General features: G+C 73.1%; 14 protein-coding genes. 10 read left to right on the top strand and 4 right to left on the bottom strand.

The window, feature by feature from the left end; genetic code table 11:
* The first annotated feature begins 113 nt into the window (after positions 1 to 113).
* The 7 genes from AMK26_RS17065 (at position 114) to AMK26_RS37760 (ending at position 5,424) form a co-directional block, all read left to right on the top strand.
* Complete coding sequence (locus tag AMK26_RS17065; protein ID WP_241837933.1) at positions 114 to 1,007, top strand: helix-turn-helix domain-containing protein; 894 nt, start codon at positions 114 to 116, stop codon at positions 1,005 to 1,007.
* A gap of 178 nt (positions 1,008 to 1,185) precedes the next feature.
* On the top strand, positions 1,186 to 2,664 hold the full coding sequence (rimO, locus tag AMK26_RS17060) for a 30S ribosomal protein S12 methylthiotransferase RimO (protein ID WP_073755474.1): 1,479 nt from the start codon (positions 1,186 to 1,188) through the stop codon (positions 2,662 to 2,664).
* Entirely contained in the window at positions 2,661 to 3,368 is a 708-nt protein-coding gene (gene pgsA, locus AMK26_RS17055) for a CDP-diacylglycerol--glycerol-3-phosphate 3-phosphatidyltransferase (protein WP_073755473.1), read from the top strand. The genes rimO and pgsA overlap by 4 nt, the downstream gene beginning before the upstream one ends.
* Positions 3,365 to 3,886 (top strand): CinA family protein, encoded by a 522-nt coding sequence (locus AMK26_RS17050; RefSeq protein ID WP_073755472.1) that lies wholly within the window; start codon positions 3,365 to 3,367, stop codon positions 3,884 to 3,886. The genes pgsA and AMK26_RS17050 overlap by 4 nt, the downstream gene beginning before the upstream one ends.
* A gap of 109 nt (positions 3,887 to 3,995) precedes the next feature.
* The gene (locus AMK26_RS17045; RefSeq protein ID WP_019889909.1) at positions 3,996 to 4,379 is read left to right on the top strand and encodes a helix-turn-helix domain-containing protein; all 384 of its coding nucleotides are present in this window, start codon (positions 3,996 to 3,998) and stop codon (positions 4,377 to 4,379) included.
* Between the two features lie 163 nt (positions 4,380 to 4,542).
* The gene (locus AMK26_RS17040; protein ID WP_073755471.1) at positions 4,543 to 5,028 is read left to right on the top strand and encodes a Dps family protein; all 486 of its coding nucleotides are present in this window, start codon (positions 4,543 to 4,545) and stop codon (positions 5,026 to 5,028) included.
* A 114-nt stretch (positions 5,029 to 5,142) separates the two neighbouring features.
* Positions 5,143 to 5,424 carry a hypothetical protein gene (locus tag AMK26_RS37760; protein ID WP_073755470.1) on the top strand — a complete coding sequence of 94 codons (282 nt, stop codon included), beginning with the start codon at positions 5,143 to 5,145 and terminating at the stop codon, positions 5,422 to 5,424.
* Here AMK26_RS37760 and AMK26_RS17030 read toward each other — a convergent pair.
* The 3 genes from AMK26_RS17030 to AMK26_RS17020 form a co-directional block, all read right to left on the bottom strand.
* Entirely contained in the window at positions 5,372 to 6,139 is a 768-nt protein-coding gene (locus AMK26_RS17030) for an SDR family NAD(P)-dependent oxidoreductase (RefSeq protein WP_073755469.1), read from the bottom strand. The genes AMK26_RS37760 and AMK26_RS17030 overlap by 53 nt on opposite strands.
* A gap of 31 nt (positions 6,140 to 6,170) precedes the next feature.
* A complete protein-coding gene (locus AMK26_RS17025; RefSeq protein ID WP_073755468.1) occupies positions 6,171 to 6,974 on the bottom strand; it encodes an Fpg/Nei family DNA glycosylase in 804 nt (267 codons plus the stop codon).
* A 126-nt stretch (positions 6,975 to 7,100) separates the two neighbouring features.
* Positions 7,101 to 11,720, bottom strand: a complete 4,620-nt coding sequence (locus AMK26_RS17020; protein WP_073755558.1) for an ATP-dependent helicase — start codon at positions 11,718 to 11,720, stop codon at positions 7,101 to 7,103.
* 146 nt (positions 11,721 to 11,866) lie between these two features.
* Between AMK26_RS17020 and AMK26_RS17015 the strand changes: the two genes are divergently transcribed.
* The 3 genes from AMK26_RS17015 to AMK26_RS17005 are packed head-to-tail and all read left to right on the top strand — an operon-like array spanning position 11,867 to position 13,782.
* Positions 11,867 to 12,727, top strand: coding sequence for an AraC family transcriptional regulator (locus AMK26_RS17015; RefSeq protein ID WP_073755467.1), 861 nt, complete (start codon positions 11,867 to 11,869; stop codon positions 12,725 to 12,727).
* Positions 12,728 to 12,763: 36 nt separating this feature from the next.
* Positions 12,764 to 13,477: an AzlC family ABC transporter permease gene (locus AMK26_RS17010; RefSeq protein WP_107420960.1), complete on the top strand. Its 714-nt coding sequence runs from the start codon at positions 12,764 to 12,766 to the stop codon at positions 13,475 to 13,477.
* The gene (locus AMK26_RS17005; protein WP_073755465.1) at positions 13,474 to 13,782 is read left to right on the top strand and encodes an AzlD domain-containing protein; all 309 of its coding nucleotides are present in this window, start codon (positions 13,474 to 13,476) and stop codon (positions 13,780 to 13,782) included. Before AMK26_RS17010 ends, AMK26_RS17005 begins: the two co-directional genes overlap by 4 nt.
* A gap of 40 nt (positions 13,783 to 13,822) precedes the next feature.
* Here AMK26_RS17005 and AMK26_RS17000 read toward each other — a convergent pair whose 3' ends face one another.
* A complete protein-coding gene (locus AMK26_RS17000) occupies positions 13,823 to 14,731 on the bottom strand; it encodes a hypothetical protein (protein ID WP_073755464.1) in 909 nt (302 codons plus the stop codon).
* Positions 14,732 to 14,779: the final 48 nt, after the last annotated feature.

Below are 14,779 nucleotides of genomic sequence, written 5' to 3'. Positions count from 1 at the left end.
ACGCGCGGCCATTCCGATGGCGTACAAACTGCGTCCGCCCGGTTGCTCCACCCTTTCGTACCACCCATAGACTGAACCTCCAGCAGGTGGTTACACGCTCGAAAGGCGCCCTCGTGTCCATCGGCAACTCCCCCGAAGACGACCGGCCTTCGACCCCCGACGACGCTCTCCCGGACCGCGAGGCCTCAGAGGCGCTGGTCCCGGATGTCCCGGCCGACGCTCCTGAGGACGACCGGCCCTCGATCGGCCGTGCGCTGCGACAGGCACGGATCGACGCCGGCCTGACGGTCGAGGAGGTCAGCACCTCCACGCGCGTCCGCATCCCGATCGTGCACGCGATCGAGGAGGACGACTTCTCGCGATGCGGCGGCGACGTGTACGCCCGTGGCCATATCCGTACGCTCGCGCGTGCGGTCGGGCTGGACTCCGCGGCCCTGGTCGAGCAGTACGACGCCGAGCACGGCGGCCGCCCGTCGCCGACGCCCGCCGCGCCGCTGTTCGAGGCCGAACGCATCCGCCCGGAGCGGCGGCGGCCCAACTGGACCGCCGCCATGGTCGCCGCGATCGTCGCGGTGATCGGCTTCGTCGGCTTCACCCTGTTCAACGGTGACGGGGACCGGTCCCGCAACACCCACGTGGCCGAGGGCCCGGCTCCGGCGCAGAAGGCCACCACCAAGCCGAAGCCGCCCAAGGCCGTGGCCCCGCCGCCCGCGCCGTCGGAGAGTGCCATCGCGGCGGTTCCCAAGGACAAGGTGACGGTCAAGCTCACCGCGAAGGACGACAAGAGCTGGATCTCGGCGAAGGCGCGCGACGGCAAGCTGCTGTTCGACGGGCTGCTGCTGAAGGGCGACTCCAAGACCTTCCAGGACGACGAGCGGCTGGACCTCATCCTGGGCAACGCCGGGGCGATCGAGCTGTTCGTGAACGGCAAGAAGGTCGAGGACGAGTTCGAGGACGGCCAGGTCGAGCGCCTGTCGTACGAGAAGGGCGACCCGCAGGTCGGGTGACGGCCCGGCCCGCCCGGGGCGGGCTCTCGTGGGACGGCGTGGGGCCGGGTGGCGTGAGGACGCGGACCACCGGGTCGGGTGGTTTTCGGGGGCGGGCACCGGGGGGTGCCCGCCGGTGGCGCGGGGGTGTGACCCCTGAGCGGCGGGGGTGTCGCCGGGACAAAGTAGTCTTGAGTCCATGCCCGAACGCCGTACCGTCGCCCTTGTCACTCTTGGCTGCGCCCGTAACGAGGTGGACTCGGAGGAGCTCGCAGGCCGCTTGGCAGCGGACGGCTGGGAGCTCGTCGAGGACGCCGCCGACGCGGATGTCGCCGTCGTCAACACCTGTGGCTTCGTCGAAGCCGCCAAGAAGGACTCCGTCGACGCCCTGCTCGAAGCCAACGATCTCAAGGACCACGGCCGCACCCAGGCCGTCGTCGCCGTGGGCTGCATGGCCGAGCGGTACGGCAAGGAGCTCGCCGAGGCGCTGCCCGAGGCGGACGGGGTGCTGGGCTTCGACGACTACACCGACATCTCCGACCGGCTCCAGACCATCCTCAGCGGCGGCAGCGTGGAGGCCCACACCCCGCGTGACCGGCGCAAGCTGCTGCCGCTGAGCCCCGTGCAGCGGCAGAAGGCGGCCGCCCAGGTCGCCCTGCCGGGCCACTCGCAGGAGCCCGCGCCCGTCCCGGAGGACCTCCCCGAGGGCGTCGCCCCGGCGTCCGGGCCGCGCGCGCCGCTGCGCCGCCGGCTCGACACCAGCCCGGTCGCCTCGGTGAAGCTCGCCTCCGGCTGTGACCGCCGCTGCTCGTTCTGCGCCATCCCGTCCTTCCGCGGCTCCTTCGTCTCGCGGCGGCCGTCGGACGTCCTGGGGGAGACCCGCTGGCTGGCGGAGCAGGGCGTGAAGGAGATCATGCTGGTCTCCGAGAACAACACCTCGTACGGCAAGGACCTCGGCGACATCCGCCTCCTGGAGACCCTGCTGCCGGAACTGGCGGCGGTCGACGGGATCGAGCGCGTACGCGTCAGCTACCTGCAGCCCGCCGAGATGCGGCCCGGGCTCATCGACGTCCTGACGTCGACCGAGAAGGTCGCACCGTACTTCGACCTGTCCTTCCAGCACTCGGCTCCCGACGTGCTGCGCTCGATGCGGCGCTTCGGGGACACCGACCGGTTCCTGGAGCTGCTGGACACCATCAGGGGCAAGGCCCCGCAGGCCGGTGTGCGGTCCAACTTCATCGTCGGCTTCCCCGGCGAGAGGGATGAGGACTTCGCGGAGCTGGAACGCTTCATCACGCACGCCCGGCTCGATGCGATCGGCGTATTCGGGTACTCGGACGAGGACGGCACGGAAGCCGCCACGTACGAGAACAAGCTCGACCAGGAGGTCGTCGACGAGCGGCTCGCCCACCTGTCGCGGCTCGCGGAGGAGCTGACCGCCCAGCGCGCGGAGGAGCGGCTCGGCGAGACCCTGGAAGTACTCGTCGAATCGGTGGACGAGACGCCGGACGGGGACGGCGCCGTCGGGCGCGCCGCGCACCAGGCGCCCGAGACCGACGGTCAGGTGGTCTTCACGACGGCCGAGGGCCTGGTGCCCGGCCGGATGGTCACGGCCAAGGTCGTCGGCACCGAGGGCGTCGACCTGGTGGCCCAGTGCCTTGAGGAGGCGGGCAGATGACCGGAGCCCCGGCATCCGCTGCGGGCGGTACGGGTAGGCCGGCGCCCGGCGGCAAGCTGGGTGCTGCGGCCGTCAATCAGGCCAGCCTGTGGAACATCGCCAACATCCTCACCATGGTGCGGCTGGTGCTCGTGCCGGCCTTCGTGGTGCTCCTGCTCCAGGACGGCGGGTACGACCCGGCGTGGCGTGCCTGGGCGTGGGCGGCGTTCGCCGTCGCCATGATCACCGACATCTTCGACGGGCACCTGGCACGCGCGTACAACCTGGTCACGGACTTCGGGAAGATCGCCGATCCGATCGCCGACAAGGCGATCATGGCGGCCGGGCTGATCTGCCTGTCGGCGCTCGGGGACCTGCCCTGGTGGGTGACCGGAGTGATCCTCTTCCGTGAGCTGGGCATCACGCTGATGCGGTTCTGGGTGATCAGGCATGGAGTCATTCCGGCCAGTCGCGGCGGCAAGATGAAGACGCTGGCGCAAGGCACGGCGGTGGGGATGTATGTTCTGGCGCTGACCGGGCCTCTGGCGACACTCCGCTTCTGGGTGATGGCGGTGGCCGTCGTGCTGACGGTCGTGACCGGGCTCGACTACGTGCGGCAGGCGGTGGTCCTGCGACGCCAGGGGCTTGCCGCGGAGCGCGCTCGGCGCTCGCCGGAACGCGCGGAGCGCTCGCCGGAGCGTTCGGAGGGGGAGTCGGGGCGATGAGGACGGCGGCGCGCGCTCTGGCACTCCTTGCGGAGAGTAATCAGACGGTCGCTGTCGCGGAGTCGCTCACGGGGGGCCTCGTGGCGGCGGAACTGACGTCCGTGCCCGGTGCGTCGAAGTCCTTCCGGGGGTCGGTCACGGCGTACGCGACCGCGCTGAAGCAGGACCTGCTCGGCGTCGACGCGGCGCTGCTGGCGCAGCGCGGTGCCGTCGATCCGGAGGTCGCGCTGCAGATGGCGGCGGGGGTGCGGGCCCGGCTGGGGGCCGGATGGGGGATCGCGACGACCGGTGTCGCGGGGCCCGAACCACAGGACGGCCAGCCGGTGGGCACGGTGTACGTCGCGGTCTGTGGGCCGGTCGGCGGGCCCCTCGGTGCGGGGAAAGTCGTCGCACTGCGATTGAACGGCGACCGTGCGGAAATCCGTAGAGAGAGTGTACGGAGCGTGCTGGAACTGCTCGCGGACCAACTCTCGGAGAACGCGCGGGCACAGGATACGGAACAGAACGGGGGGAACTGATGTTTGCAGCCCTGAGTGAACACGTCATCGCTCCCCGCACGGCCGCAGCGCGAGGCGGTACGGTGGGGCGTGAAGGATGCGGCTACACGGTCCGAGGAGGGAGCCACCGATGATTCTGCTCCGTCGCCTGTTGGGTGACGTGCTGCGTCGGCAGCGCCAGCGCCAGGGCCGTACTCTGCGCGAAGTCTCCTCGTCCGCCCGAGTATCGCTCGGCTATCTCTCCGAGGTGGAGCGGGGGCAGAAGGAGGCTTCCTCCGAGCTGCTCTCCGCGATCTGCGACGCGCTTGACGTACGGATGTCCGAGCTCATGCGAGAGGTGAGCGACGAGCTCTCGCTGGCTGAGCTGGCCGAATCGGCAGCGGCGAGTGAGCCGGTGCCGGCACCAGTACGCCCGATGCTCAATTCTGTGTCCGTGACGTCGGTGGCGGGTGTGCCGACGGAGCGGGTGACGATCAAGGCACCTGCGGAGGCGGTGGACGTCGTCGCCGCCTGAGCGCTCTCGCGTTGTGGGAGCGTACGTTTTGAGCTGAGCCCCGGTCGGGTACCCGAATGGTCGACCGGGGCTTTCGTTTACCCCGAATGCCCGTTTTAGGTCCTATGTGCAATGGTGGACGGGCGTGCGCTCCCGCCGCACGCCGGGAACGGAGGATTTTCGGATGTCTGTCGTGAAGAGCCCGCTGTCCGACGCCGACCTGAAGGTGGTCGGCGAGGCCCTGCAAGGCGCCCTGGTGGACGCGGTCGACCTGTCCCTGGTGGCCAAGCAGGTCCACTGGAACGTGGTCGGGCCCCGCTTCCGCTCCATTCACCTTCAGCTCGACGAGGTCGTGACCACCGCCCGCCAGCACTCCGACATCATGGCGGAGCGAGCCTCGGCGCTGGGCGTCACCCCGGACGGGCGAGCCGGCACGGTCGCGTCCAGCACGGCGATCAAGAACGTGCCGACGGGCTGGATCAAGGACGACGAAGCGGTCAGGATCATGGTCGACGCGCTGGTGACCGTGGTCGGGCGGATGCGGGAGCGGATCGAGGCGACCGACAAGCCCGACCCGGTGACGCAGGACCTGCTCATCGGGCTCACCGCGGACCTCGAAAAGCATGCCTGGATGTTCCAGGCGGAGAGCCGTCAGGCGGACAACCCCTAAGCGCCAGGGCTGGATGGGGGCGTACCGATGCGCCCGGCGTGCGCTGGAGGCACGCATCGGTACGCCCTCCCGCCATGTGATCGTGCCGGTCTAGCGTCGACCGGAGGAGGCGGCATGGTACGGCGACGGGTTGCGCTGTCGGCGCTCGCGCTGGTGCTGGGCGGGCTGTGGTGGTGGGCGGTGCTGAGACTGGCGCTGGTGCCCGGTCAGGCGGGGCTCCTGGAGGGGACCATGGCGGCGGGCGGATGGGGGCTGAGCCTGCTTCCGGTGCATGTGGCCTCGGCCCGTACGCCTCGCTACGCCCCACGTGCTCCCAGGGAATGGCCTCGCTACGCCCCCGGGCCTACCAGGGCATGGCCACGCCGCCGTTCGGGCGCAGGACCTGACCCGTCGTGAAGGACGAGGCGTCGGAGGCCAGATGGAAGACCGTGTGGGCGATGTCCTCCGGCTCACCCACCCGGCCGAGTGGGGACATCCGCGCCATGGTGGTCTCGACGTGCTGCTGCCGGTCGGCTTCATGGCGCTGTGTCATGGGTGTGCGGACCCAGCCGGGCGCGACGGCGTTGACGCGGATGCCGTGCGGTCCCACCTCCGTGGCCAGCGTCCGGGTCAGCTGGACCACGGCGGCCTTCGAAACGCTGTAGCAGAGCAGGCCCTGGCTCGCCGCGTCCACCGCGCCGGAGGCCATCGTGACGATGGAGCCCCGCCGCACGCCATGCGTGATCATGGAGCGGGCCGCCTCCTGGCATGCGTACAGGACGCCCTTGAAGTTGACGGCGAACACGCGGTCGAGGTCCTCGTCCCTGGTCTCCAGGACGGTGCTGGTGTGCATGACGCCCGCGATGGCGGCCATGACCTGGAGCGGCCCGGCGCTTTCCACGGCGGCCCGGAGCGTGGCGCGGTCCGTCACGTCGACGGTGTGCGCGTGGGCCGTGCCGCCCTGTTCGCCGATGAGGGTCAGCGTTCCGCTGAGGCCCCTCTGGTCGCGGTCGGCGCAGTGGACGGTGGCGCCCGCCCCGGCGAGCAGTACGGCGGTCGCGCGGCCGATGCCGCCGGCGGCCCCGGTGACGAACGCGGTGCGGCCGGTGAGGTCGTACGGCGAGAAGGCCATGCCGGGACGGTACGACTGAGCTGACGGTCCGTCAATTGCTGGGTGCCGGGCCGGACTGGCAGCCCGGGCACCAGTAGGAGATACGGTCCCGGCCGGTCTCCTCCTTGCGGCGGACGGGGGTGCCGCAGCGGTAGCAGGGCTGGTTCTTGCGTCCGTAGACGTAGAGCTTCCGGTCGGGACGGTCGGTGGTGAGGATGGTCCGGCGGTCGAAGCGCTCCTTGTTCGCCTCCAGGAGGCGGTGGGCGGTGGAGACCAGCCGTTCGGGAACGCCCGGCGGGAGGTCGCCGACCGGGAGCCAGGGCGTGACCCGGGCCATGAAGGCGAGTTCGCACTTGTAGACGTTGCCGATGCCCGCGAGATTCCGCTGGTCCAGCAGCGCCTCGCCGAGGGGGCGGGCGGGGTCGGCGCACACCCTGCGTACCGCTTCCTCCGCGTCCCAGTCCGGGCCCAGGAGGTCGGGGCCGAGGTGGCCGACGACGGACGGCTCGTCGATGGTGCGGATCAGGTCGAGGACCGGGAGACGGTAGCCGACGGCGGTGTGGGTGGTGGTTGCCAGGATGGCCCGGATCTGGTGGCCGGGGCCGCCGCTCCAGCGCTCGTCGGGTGCGTACAGGCGCCAGGCGCCGTCCATCTGGAGGTGGGAGTGGAGGGTGAGGCCGCCCTCGACGCGGGTGAGGAGGTGCTTGCCGCGCGGGGTGACGTCCAGCAGTGTCCGGCCGGTGAGGTCGGCGGTGGCCAGGCGCGGGACCCGGAGGTCGCAGCGGGTCAGGAGCTTGCCCGCGAGGGCGGTGTGCAGGCGACGGGCGGTCAGCCAGACGGTGTCTCCTTCGGGCATGGGTCCATGATGCGGGACGTGCGGCGGGCGTCGCGTCGGGCCGTGGCGGGTGGGCCGGGACGGGAGGCGGGCCCGGGAGGCGGGCCCGGGAGGCGGGCCCGGGAGACGGGTCCGGGCGGCGGGTGATCAGGCGCGGAGGCGGAGGCCTCGTGGCGTGGCGTGGAAGCCGGACGCCTCCAGGGCGCGGGACAGGGGGGAGGTGAGGGCCGCGGTGCCGTTGATCCGTTCGACCGTGACGGTGCCGAGGGAGCCCGCGCGGGCGGCTGCCGCGAGGGCGTCGGAGGCGGCCTGGAGGGCCGGGGCGTCCGGTTCGGTGGGCCAGGACAGCAGGGTCTTGCCACCGCGCTCCATGTAGAGCGTGAGCTCGCCGTCGACGAGGACGACGAGGGCGCCCGCCTTGCGGCCCGGTTTGTGGCCGGCGCCGGTGGGGGGCTCGGGCCAGGACAGGGCGGCGCCGTACGCGTTGGCCGGGTCGGCGGCGGCGAGGACGACGGCGCGCGGGGCGGCGGCGGTGTCGGCGCGGTCGCGGGCGGTGGCCGCCGCGCGGAGACGGTCGACGGCGCCGTCCATCGCGAACTGGGCGGCTCCCAGGCCCTCGACGACATAGCCGCGGCGGGCCTGGCCGCTGTCCTCGAAGGCCGACAGGACGCGGTACGTCGCCGAGAAGCCGCCCTCCACGCCCTCGGCGGCCACCGCGCCGCGGGTGACCACGCCGTGCCGGTCCAGCAGGGTCCGCGCCAGGGCGTGGGCGCGGTGGGTGGGCTCCGGCTCGGCGGGCGGGAGGAGGGACCAGCGGCCGCTGACGGTGGGCGGGCCGGAGCGGGACGCGGTGCGGGCGGCGGCCGTGAGCGTGCCGTACCGGCCGCGGGGGACGGTGCGCTTGGCGCGGTGGGCGGTGGAGCCCGCCGTACGGCCGGAGCCGAGCAGCGAGCGCAGCGGCGCCAGGGTGTCGTTGGTGAGCCGGCCGGACCAGGCCAGGTCCCACAGGGCGTCGGCGAGCTGCGGGTCGGTGGCGTCGGGATGCGTGGTGGCGCGGACCTGGTCGGCGATCTGGCGGAAGAACAGGCCGTATCCGCCGGACAGGGTCGTCAGGATCGACTCGTGGAGGGCGGTCAGCTCCAGGGGGTGGGGCGGTGGGAGCAGCAGGGGCGCGGCGTCGGCGAGGTAGAGCGAGACCCAGCCGTCCTTGCCGGGCAAGGCGCCCGCCCCCGCCCACAGGACCTCGCCGGTGGTGGTGAGCTCGTCGAGCATGGCGGGGCCGTAGCCGGTGACGCGGGCGGGGAGGATCAGCTTTTCGAGCGCGGAGGCGGGGACGGGGGCGCCCTGGAGCTGTTCGATGGCGCGGGCCAGCCCGTCGACGCCGCGCAGGCTGTTGCCGCCCAGGTGCTGCCACTGGGGCAGGAAGGTGGCGAGCGCGGCCGGCGGGACCGGCTCCAGCTCGTGACGGAGGGCGGCCAGGGAGCGGCGGCGCAGCCGGCGCAGTACGGCCGCGTCGCACCATTCCTGGCCGATGCCGGACGGGTGGAACTCGCCCTGGACGACGCGGCCGGCGGCGGCCAGGCGGTGCAGGGCGCCGTCGGTGACGGCGGTGCCGAGGCCGAACCGGGCGGCGGCCCGGGTGGAGGTGAACGGGCCGTGGGTACGCGCGTACCGCGCGAGGAGGTCGCCGAGCGGGTCCTTGACCGGCTCGGTGAACGCCTCGGGGACGCCGACCGGGAGGGCCGTGCCCAGGGCGTCGCGCAGCCGGCCGGCGTCCTCGACGGCCGCCCAGTGGTCGGCGCCCGCGATACGGACGCGGATGGCCCGGCGGGTCTTCGCCAGGTGCCGGGGCCATTCCGGGGCGGCGCCGCGCTCGGCCAGCTCGGCGTCGGTGAGGGGGCCCAGGACGCGCAGTACGTCGGCGACGCCCTCCACGTCCTTGACGCGGCGGTCCTCGGTCAGCCACTGGAGCTCGCTCTCCAGCTCGGTCAGGACGTCCGCGTCCAGCAGCTCGCGCAGCTCCGCCTGGCCCAGCAGCTCGGCCAGGAGCCGCGAGTCCAGCGACAGCGCGGCGGCCCGCCGCTCGGCGAGCGGGGAGTCACCCTCGTACAGGAACTGGGCCACATAGCCGAACAGCAGCGAGCGGGCGAAGGGGGACGGCTCGGGGGTGGTGACCTCGACCAGCCGGACGCGGCGGGACTCGATGTCGCCCATCAGCTCCCTGAGGCCGGGGACGTCGAAGACGTCCTGGAGGCATTCGCGGACCGCTTCCAGGACGATGGGGAACGAGCCGAACTCGCTGGCCACCTGGAGCAGCTGGGCGGCGCGCTGGCGCTGCTGCCACAGCGGCGTGCGCTTTCCGGGAGTGCGGCGCGGCAGCAGCAGGGCGCGGGCGGCGCACTCCCGGAACCGGGAGGCGAACAGCGCCGAGCCGCCGACCTGGTCGGTGACGATCTGGTCGACCTCGCCCTTGTCGAACAGCACGTCGGCGGCGCCGACCGGCGCCTTGTCGTTGTCGTACTCCAGGCCGGGGGCGGCGGGGTCCTGGTCGAGCAGGTCCAGGCCCATCAGGTCCGCGTCGGGCAGCCGCAGCACGATGCCGTCGTCGGCGTGCATGACCTGGGCGTCCATGCCGTACCGCTCGGAGAGCCGGGCGCCCAGCGCCAGTGCCCACGGGGCGTGCACCTGCGCGCCGAACGGCGAGTGCACCACCACCCGCCAGTCGCCCAGCTCGTCGCGGAACCGCTCGACCAGGATGGTCCGGTCGTCCGGCACATGGCCGCACGCCTGGCGCTGCTCGTCCAGGTACGCCAGGACGTTGTCCGCCGCCCAGGCGTCCAGGCCCGCCGCCAGCAGCCGCAGCCGCGCGTCGTCCGGCGCCAGTGAGCCCACCTCGCGGAGGAACGCGCCCACCGCACGCCCCAGCTCCAGCGGACGGCCCAGCTGGTCGCCCTTCCAGAACGGCAGCCGGCCCGGCACACCGGGAGCGGGGGAGACCAGCACCCGGTCGCGCGTGATGTCCTCGATGCGCCACGAGGAGGTGCCGAGGGTGAACACGTCGCCGACCCGCGACTCGTACACCATCTCCTCGTCCAGCTCGCCGACCCGGCCGCCGCCCTTCTTCGGGTCGGCGCCGGCGAGGAACACCCCGAACAGGCCCCGGTCGGGGATCGTGCCGCCCGAGGTGACGGCGAGGCGCTGCGCCCCCGGGCGGCCGGTGACCGTGCCGGCGACGCGGTCCCACACCACGCGCGGGCGCAGCTCCGCGAAGGCGTCGGACGGATAGCGCCCGGCGAGCATGTCCAGGACGGCGGTGAACGCCGACTCGGGCAGCGACGCGAACGGCGCGGCCCGCCGGACCAGGGCAAGCAGGTCGTCGAACTGCCAGGTGTCCAGGGCGACCATGGCGACGAGCTGCTGGGCCAGCACATCGAGCGGATTGGCCGGGATCCGCATCGACTCGATGGAGCCGGACCGCATCCGCTCGGTGACCACGGCCGCCTGCACCAGGTCGCCGCGGTACTTGGGGAACACTACCCCCGTCGACACGGCGCCCACCTGGTGCCCGGCGCGGCCCACGCGCTGGAGGCCGGAGGCCACCGACGGCGGCGACTCGACCTGGACGACCAGGTCCACCGCGCCCATGTCGATGCCCAGCTCCAGGCTGGAGGTGGCGACCACGGCGGGCAGCCGGCCGGCCTTGAGGTCCTCCTCGACCAGGGCCCGCTGCTCCTTGGAGACCGAGCCGTGGTGCGCCCGCGCGAGCAGCGGCGGGGCGCCCTTCGCGGCGCCGGACTGCGCCATCAGCTCGGCGGGGGACTGGTCCTCGGGGAGGGCCTCCCCGGTGGCCCGCTCGTAGGCGATCTCATTGAGCCGGTTGCACAGCCGCTCGGCCAGCCGCCGGGAGTTGGCGAAGACGATCGTCGACCGGTGTGCCTGCACGAGGTCGGCGATCCGCTCTTCGACATGCGGCCAGATCGACGGCCGCTCGGCCTGGTCCGTGTCGCTCGCGGGCGACCCCCCGAGCTCCCCCAGGTCTTCGACCGGGACGACCACGGACAGGTCGAACTCCTTGCCGGAGGCCGGCTGGACGATCTCCACCTTCCGCTGCGGCGACAGATAGCGGGCGACCTCGTCCACCGGGCGGACCGTCGCGGACAGGCCGATACGGCGGGCCGGGCGCGGCAGCAGCTCGTCCAGCCGCTCCAGGGACAGCGCGAGATGGGCGCCGCGCTTCGTACCGGCGACCGCGTGCACCTCGTCCAGGATCACCGTCTCCACGCCCAAGAGCGCGTCCCGCGTGGCGGAGGTGAGCATCAGGAACAGCGACTCGGGCGTGGTGATCAGGATGTCCGGCGGCCTGGTGGCGAGCGACCGGCGCTCGGCGGCCGGGGTGTCGCCCGAGCGGATGCCGACCCGCACGTCCGGCTCGGGCAGGCCGAGGCGGACGGATTCCTGGCGGATGCCGGTCAGCGGACTGCGCAGATTGCGCTCCACGTCGACGGCGAGAGCCTTCAGCGGAGACACGTACAGCACCCGGCAGCGCTTCTTCGCGTCGGCGGGCGGCGGCGTGGACGCGAGCCGGTCGAGGGAGGCGAGGAACGCGGCCAGCGTCTTGCCGGACCCGGTCGGGGCGACGACCAGGACGTCAGAGCCCTCGCCGATCGCCCGCCAGGCGCCTTCCTGGGCCGCGGTGGGCGCGCTGAAGGCCCCCGTGAACCAGCCGCGGGTCGCGGGCGAGAAGGAGTCGAGCGCAGTCCTGACCATGTCCACCATCGTGCACCCCACCACTGACAATCCGGCGCGGCGGCCGGTCCGGCGGCCGGTCGGGGGCCGATCCGGCACCCTCTCCCGGCCGTCCGGGACGTGGACGTGCAGGCCGGCGGCGCGAGGGGCGGACGCAGAATGGAGGAATGGCGAGCGGGCGGGAAGGCGAATGGGCCAGGCACTGGCAGTACCCCGGTGTGCCCGGGCTCGACCTGCTCCGCGCCCGCTACGTACGCCATTCCTTCACCCGGCACAGCCATGAGGGGTTCGTCCTCGGCGCGGTGCGGCGTGGTGTCGAGGACGTGATCATGCCGGAGGGCACCATCCGGGCCCGCCCCGGCACCGTCGTCATGATCAACCCCGAGGTGCCGCACTCCGCGCACGCCGGAGTGCCCGAAGGCTGGTCGTACGCCACCCTCTATCCGTCGTCGGAGCTCGTCGCCGCGATCGCGGAGGAGGAGACGACACTGCGCGGCACCGCCGGCTTCGCCGAGACCATTGTCGAGGACGAGGACACCGCCCAGCTCGTCCGCGCGGTGCACAGGGCGGCCGAGGAGGGCAACGCGCTCGCCGCCGACAGTCTGCTGCGGATCGCCGTGGCCCGGCTGCTGCGCCGCCACGGCCAGTCGATGCCGCGGCGCGAACCACTCGCCGCCGGAGCCCGCACGGCCTCCCGGGCCAGGGAACTCCTCCGGGAGCGGATGGCCCGGCCGCCGTCCCTGGACCAGCTCGCGCGGGAACTCGGCACCAGCCCCTTCGCCCTGCTGCGCGCCTTCAAGGCCGCCTACGGCATGCCGCCCCACACCTGGCTCACCAATGCCCGCGTACGGACCGCTCGCCACCTCCTGGAGGCCGGTACGGCGCCCGCGGCCGCCGCCGTCGAGGTCGGGTTCACCGACCAGCCGCACCTGAACCGGCACTTCACCCGGATCGTCGGGGTGCCGCCGGGCGCCTACCAGCGCGAACGTGCAAGAACGTACAAGACCGGGGAGCTTCCCGCTTCGTAGCGTCGGGGCGTGGCAGAACAGACAGCACTCACACAGATGGGCGTACCGCCCGCGACCAAGCCCGACCGTGCCGTCGTCCGGGACGCGCTCGGCGTCGGCGTGGCCGTCGGACTATCCGGTTTCGCGTTCGGCGTCACCTCGGCCGGGGCCGGGCTCGGCCTGCTCCAGACCTGCGCGCTCAGCCTGCTGGTCTTCACGGGCGCCTCGCAGTTCGCGCTCGTCGGGGCCCTGGCCGCCGGCGGGAATCCGTTCACCGCCGCCGCGGGCGCCTTCTTCCTCGGCACCCGCAACGCCTTCTACGGGCTGCGGCTGTCCCAGCTCCTGGCCCTGCCCAGGTCCGTACGGCCGCTCGCCGCCCACTGGGTCATCGACGAGACGGCGGCCGTGTCCCTCGCCCAGCCGGACCGGCGGGCCGCCCGCATCGGCTTCACCGTCACCGGGATCACCCTCTATGTGCTGTGGAACCTCACCACGCTCCTCGGGGCGCTGGGCGCGGAGGCCATCGGTGACACCGACGCGTGGGGACTGGACGCGGCCGGGCCGGCCGTCTTCCTCGCCCTTCTGGCGCCCATGCTGCGGACCGCCACCGAGCGGGCGGTCGCCGCGATCGCCGTCGTCCTCGGGCTGGGCCTCCTTCCGGTGCTGCCCGCCGGGGTGCCGGTGCTCGTCGCGGCACTGGCCGCGCCCGTCGTGCTGGGGTGCCAGGGCCGCAGGACCGGCCGTGGCGGGGAGAAGGGGACGGGCCGTTGACCATCTGGATCGCCCTGGGGCTGACCGCCGCCGGCTGCTACCTCCTCAAGCTGATCGGCCTCCTGATTCCCGCGGGGACGCTGGAGCGGCCGCTGGTGCAGCGGCTGTCGGCACTGCTGCCCGTCGCCCTGCTGGCCGCGCTGACCGCCCAGCAGACCTTCGGCGCCGACAGCGCGCTCGTCGTCGACGCGCGGGGAGCCGGCCTCGCCGCGGCGGCGCTCGCCCTGGTGCTGCGCGCGCCCTTCCTGGTCGTGGTCGCCGCGGCGGTGGCGGTGACGGCGGGTGTACGGGCCGTGGGCGGCTGACGGCCCGCGGACCGGCGGCCAGGGGCGCGGCTCTCCGGGATCAGTCGCTGATCCGGCGCCCGTGCGCCCGCAGCGTACGCAGCGCCTCGATCGTCACGATCGGGCGGGACTCCAGGGCCGTGCCCGGCGCCCACTGGCGCCACCTGACCGGCCAGCCGCCGTCCCCCTCCTGGTCGGCCGCGAGGCGGTCCAGGGACCGGTCCATCTCCTCGTCCGTGAACCAGCGCCGGGCGAGCGAGTCCGGCACGCGCGCGTAGTCGTGCGGAAAGTGGTGCTCGCCCGGGGCGTAGCCGGGTGCGACCGGATACTCGTCGACGCGGTCCGGGTCCAGCACCGCCAGCCGCTGCTCCCGCACCAGGCGGCCGAGCCGGTCCGCGGCGGCCTCCGCGCGGGTACGGTCCGGAACCCCGTCCAGGAAGGCGACGGCGGCCTGGATCTCGTACGGATGCGACTTCTCCAGCGCGTCGACGGCGGCCCAGCAGAAATCCGTGGCGCGGAAGAGCCACGCGTGCCACACCTGGTTGCGGTGGAGGAGCCCGACGACCGGGCCGGTGGCCAGCAGGTCGCTCGGCGGGTCGTCCACGACCGGCATGAACGGAGCGACCGGATAGCCCCGGATCGAGGGGTGAAGAGCCGGAAGAGCCCCGTCGTGGGTGGTCACGCCCGTCAGGTAGCGGCAGACGCGGTCCACGCGCAGTCCGCCGCAGCGGCCGATGGAGTCCAGCACCCGCAGGGCGTGAGCGGTGTGCAGCGGCTGGCTGACGGGTCCGCGCAGATCCGGCTCCAGGGCGTGCCCGTAACCCCCGTCCTCGTTGAGGTACGCGGTCAGGGCCGCCTCCACGGAGTCGGCGCCACCGCCCAGGAAGTGGTAAGCGAACCGCCGCTGTTCGAGCACGCGGGCCGTCAGCCAGATGAAGTGCTCGGCGCGGGAGAGGAGAGTTCCAGCCATGTTCCGACCGTAGGGCGGAAAGGGCTTTCGGCAAGCGGCGTGGACAGG

It is taken from the genome of Streptomyces sp. CB03234 (genome assembly GCF_001905885.1).
Taxonomy (GTDB): domain Bacteria; phylum Actinomycetota; class Actinomycetes; order Streptomycetales; family Streptomycetaceae; genus Streptomyces.
This window is presented reverse-complemented; position numbering and strand designations above follow the sequence as displayed.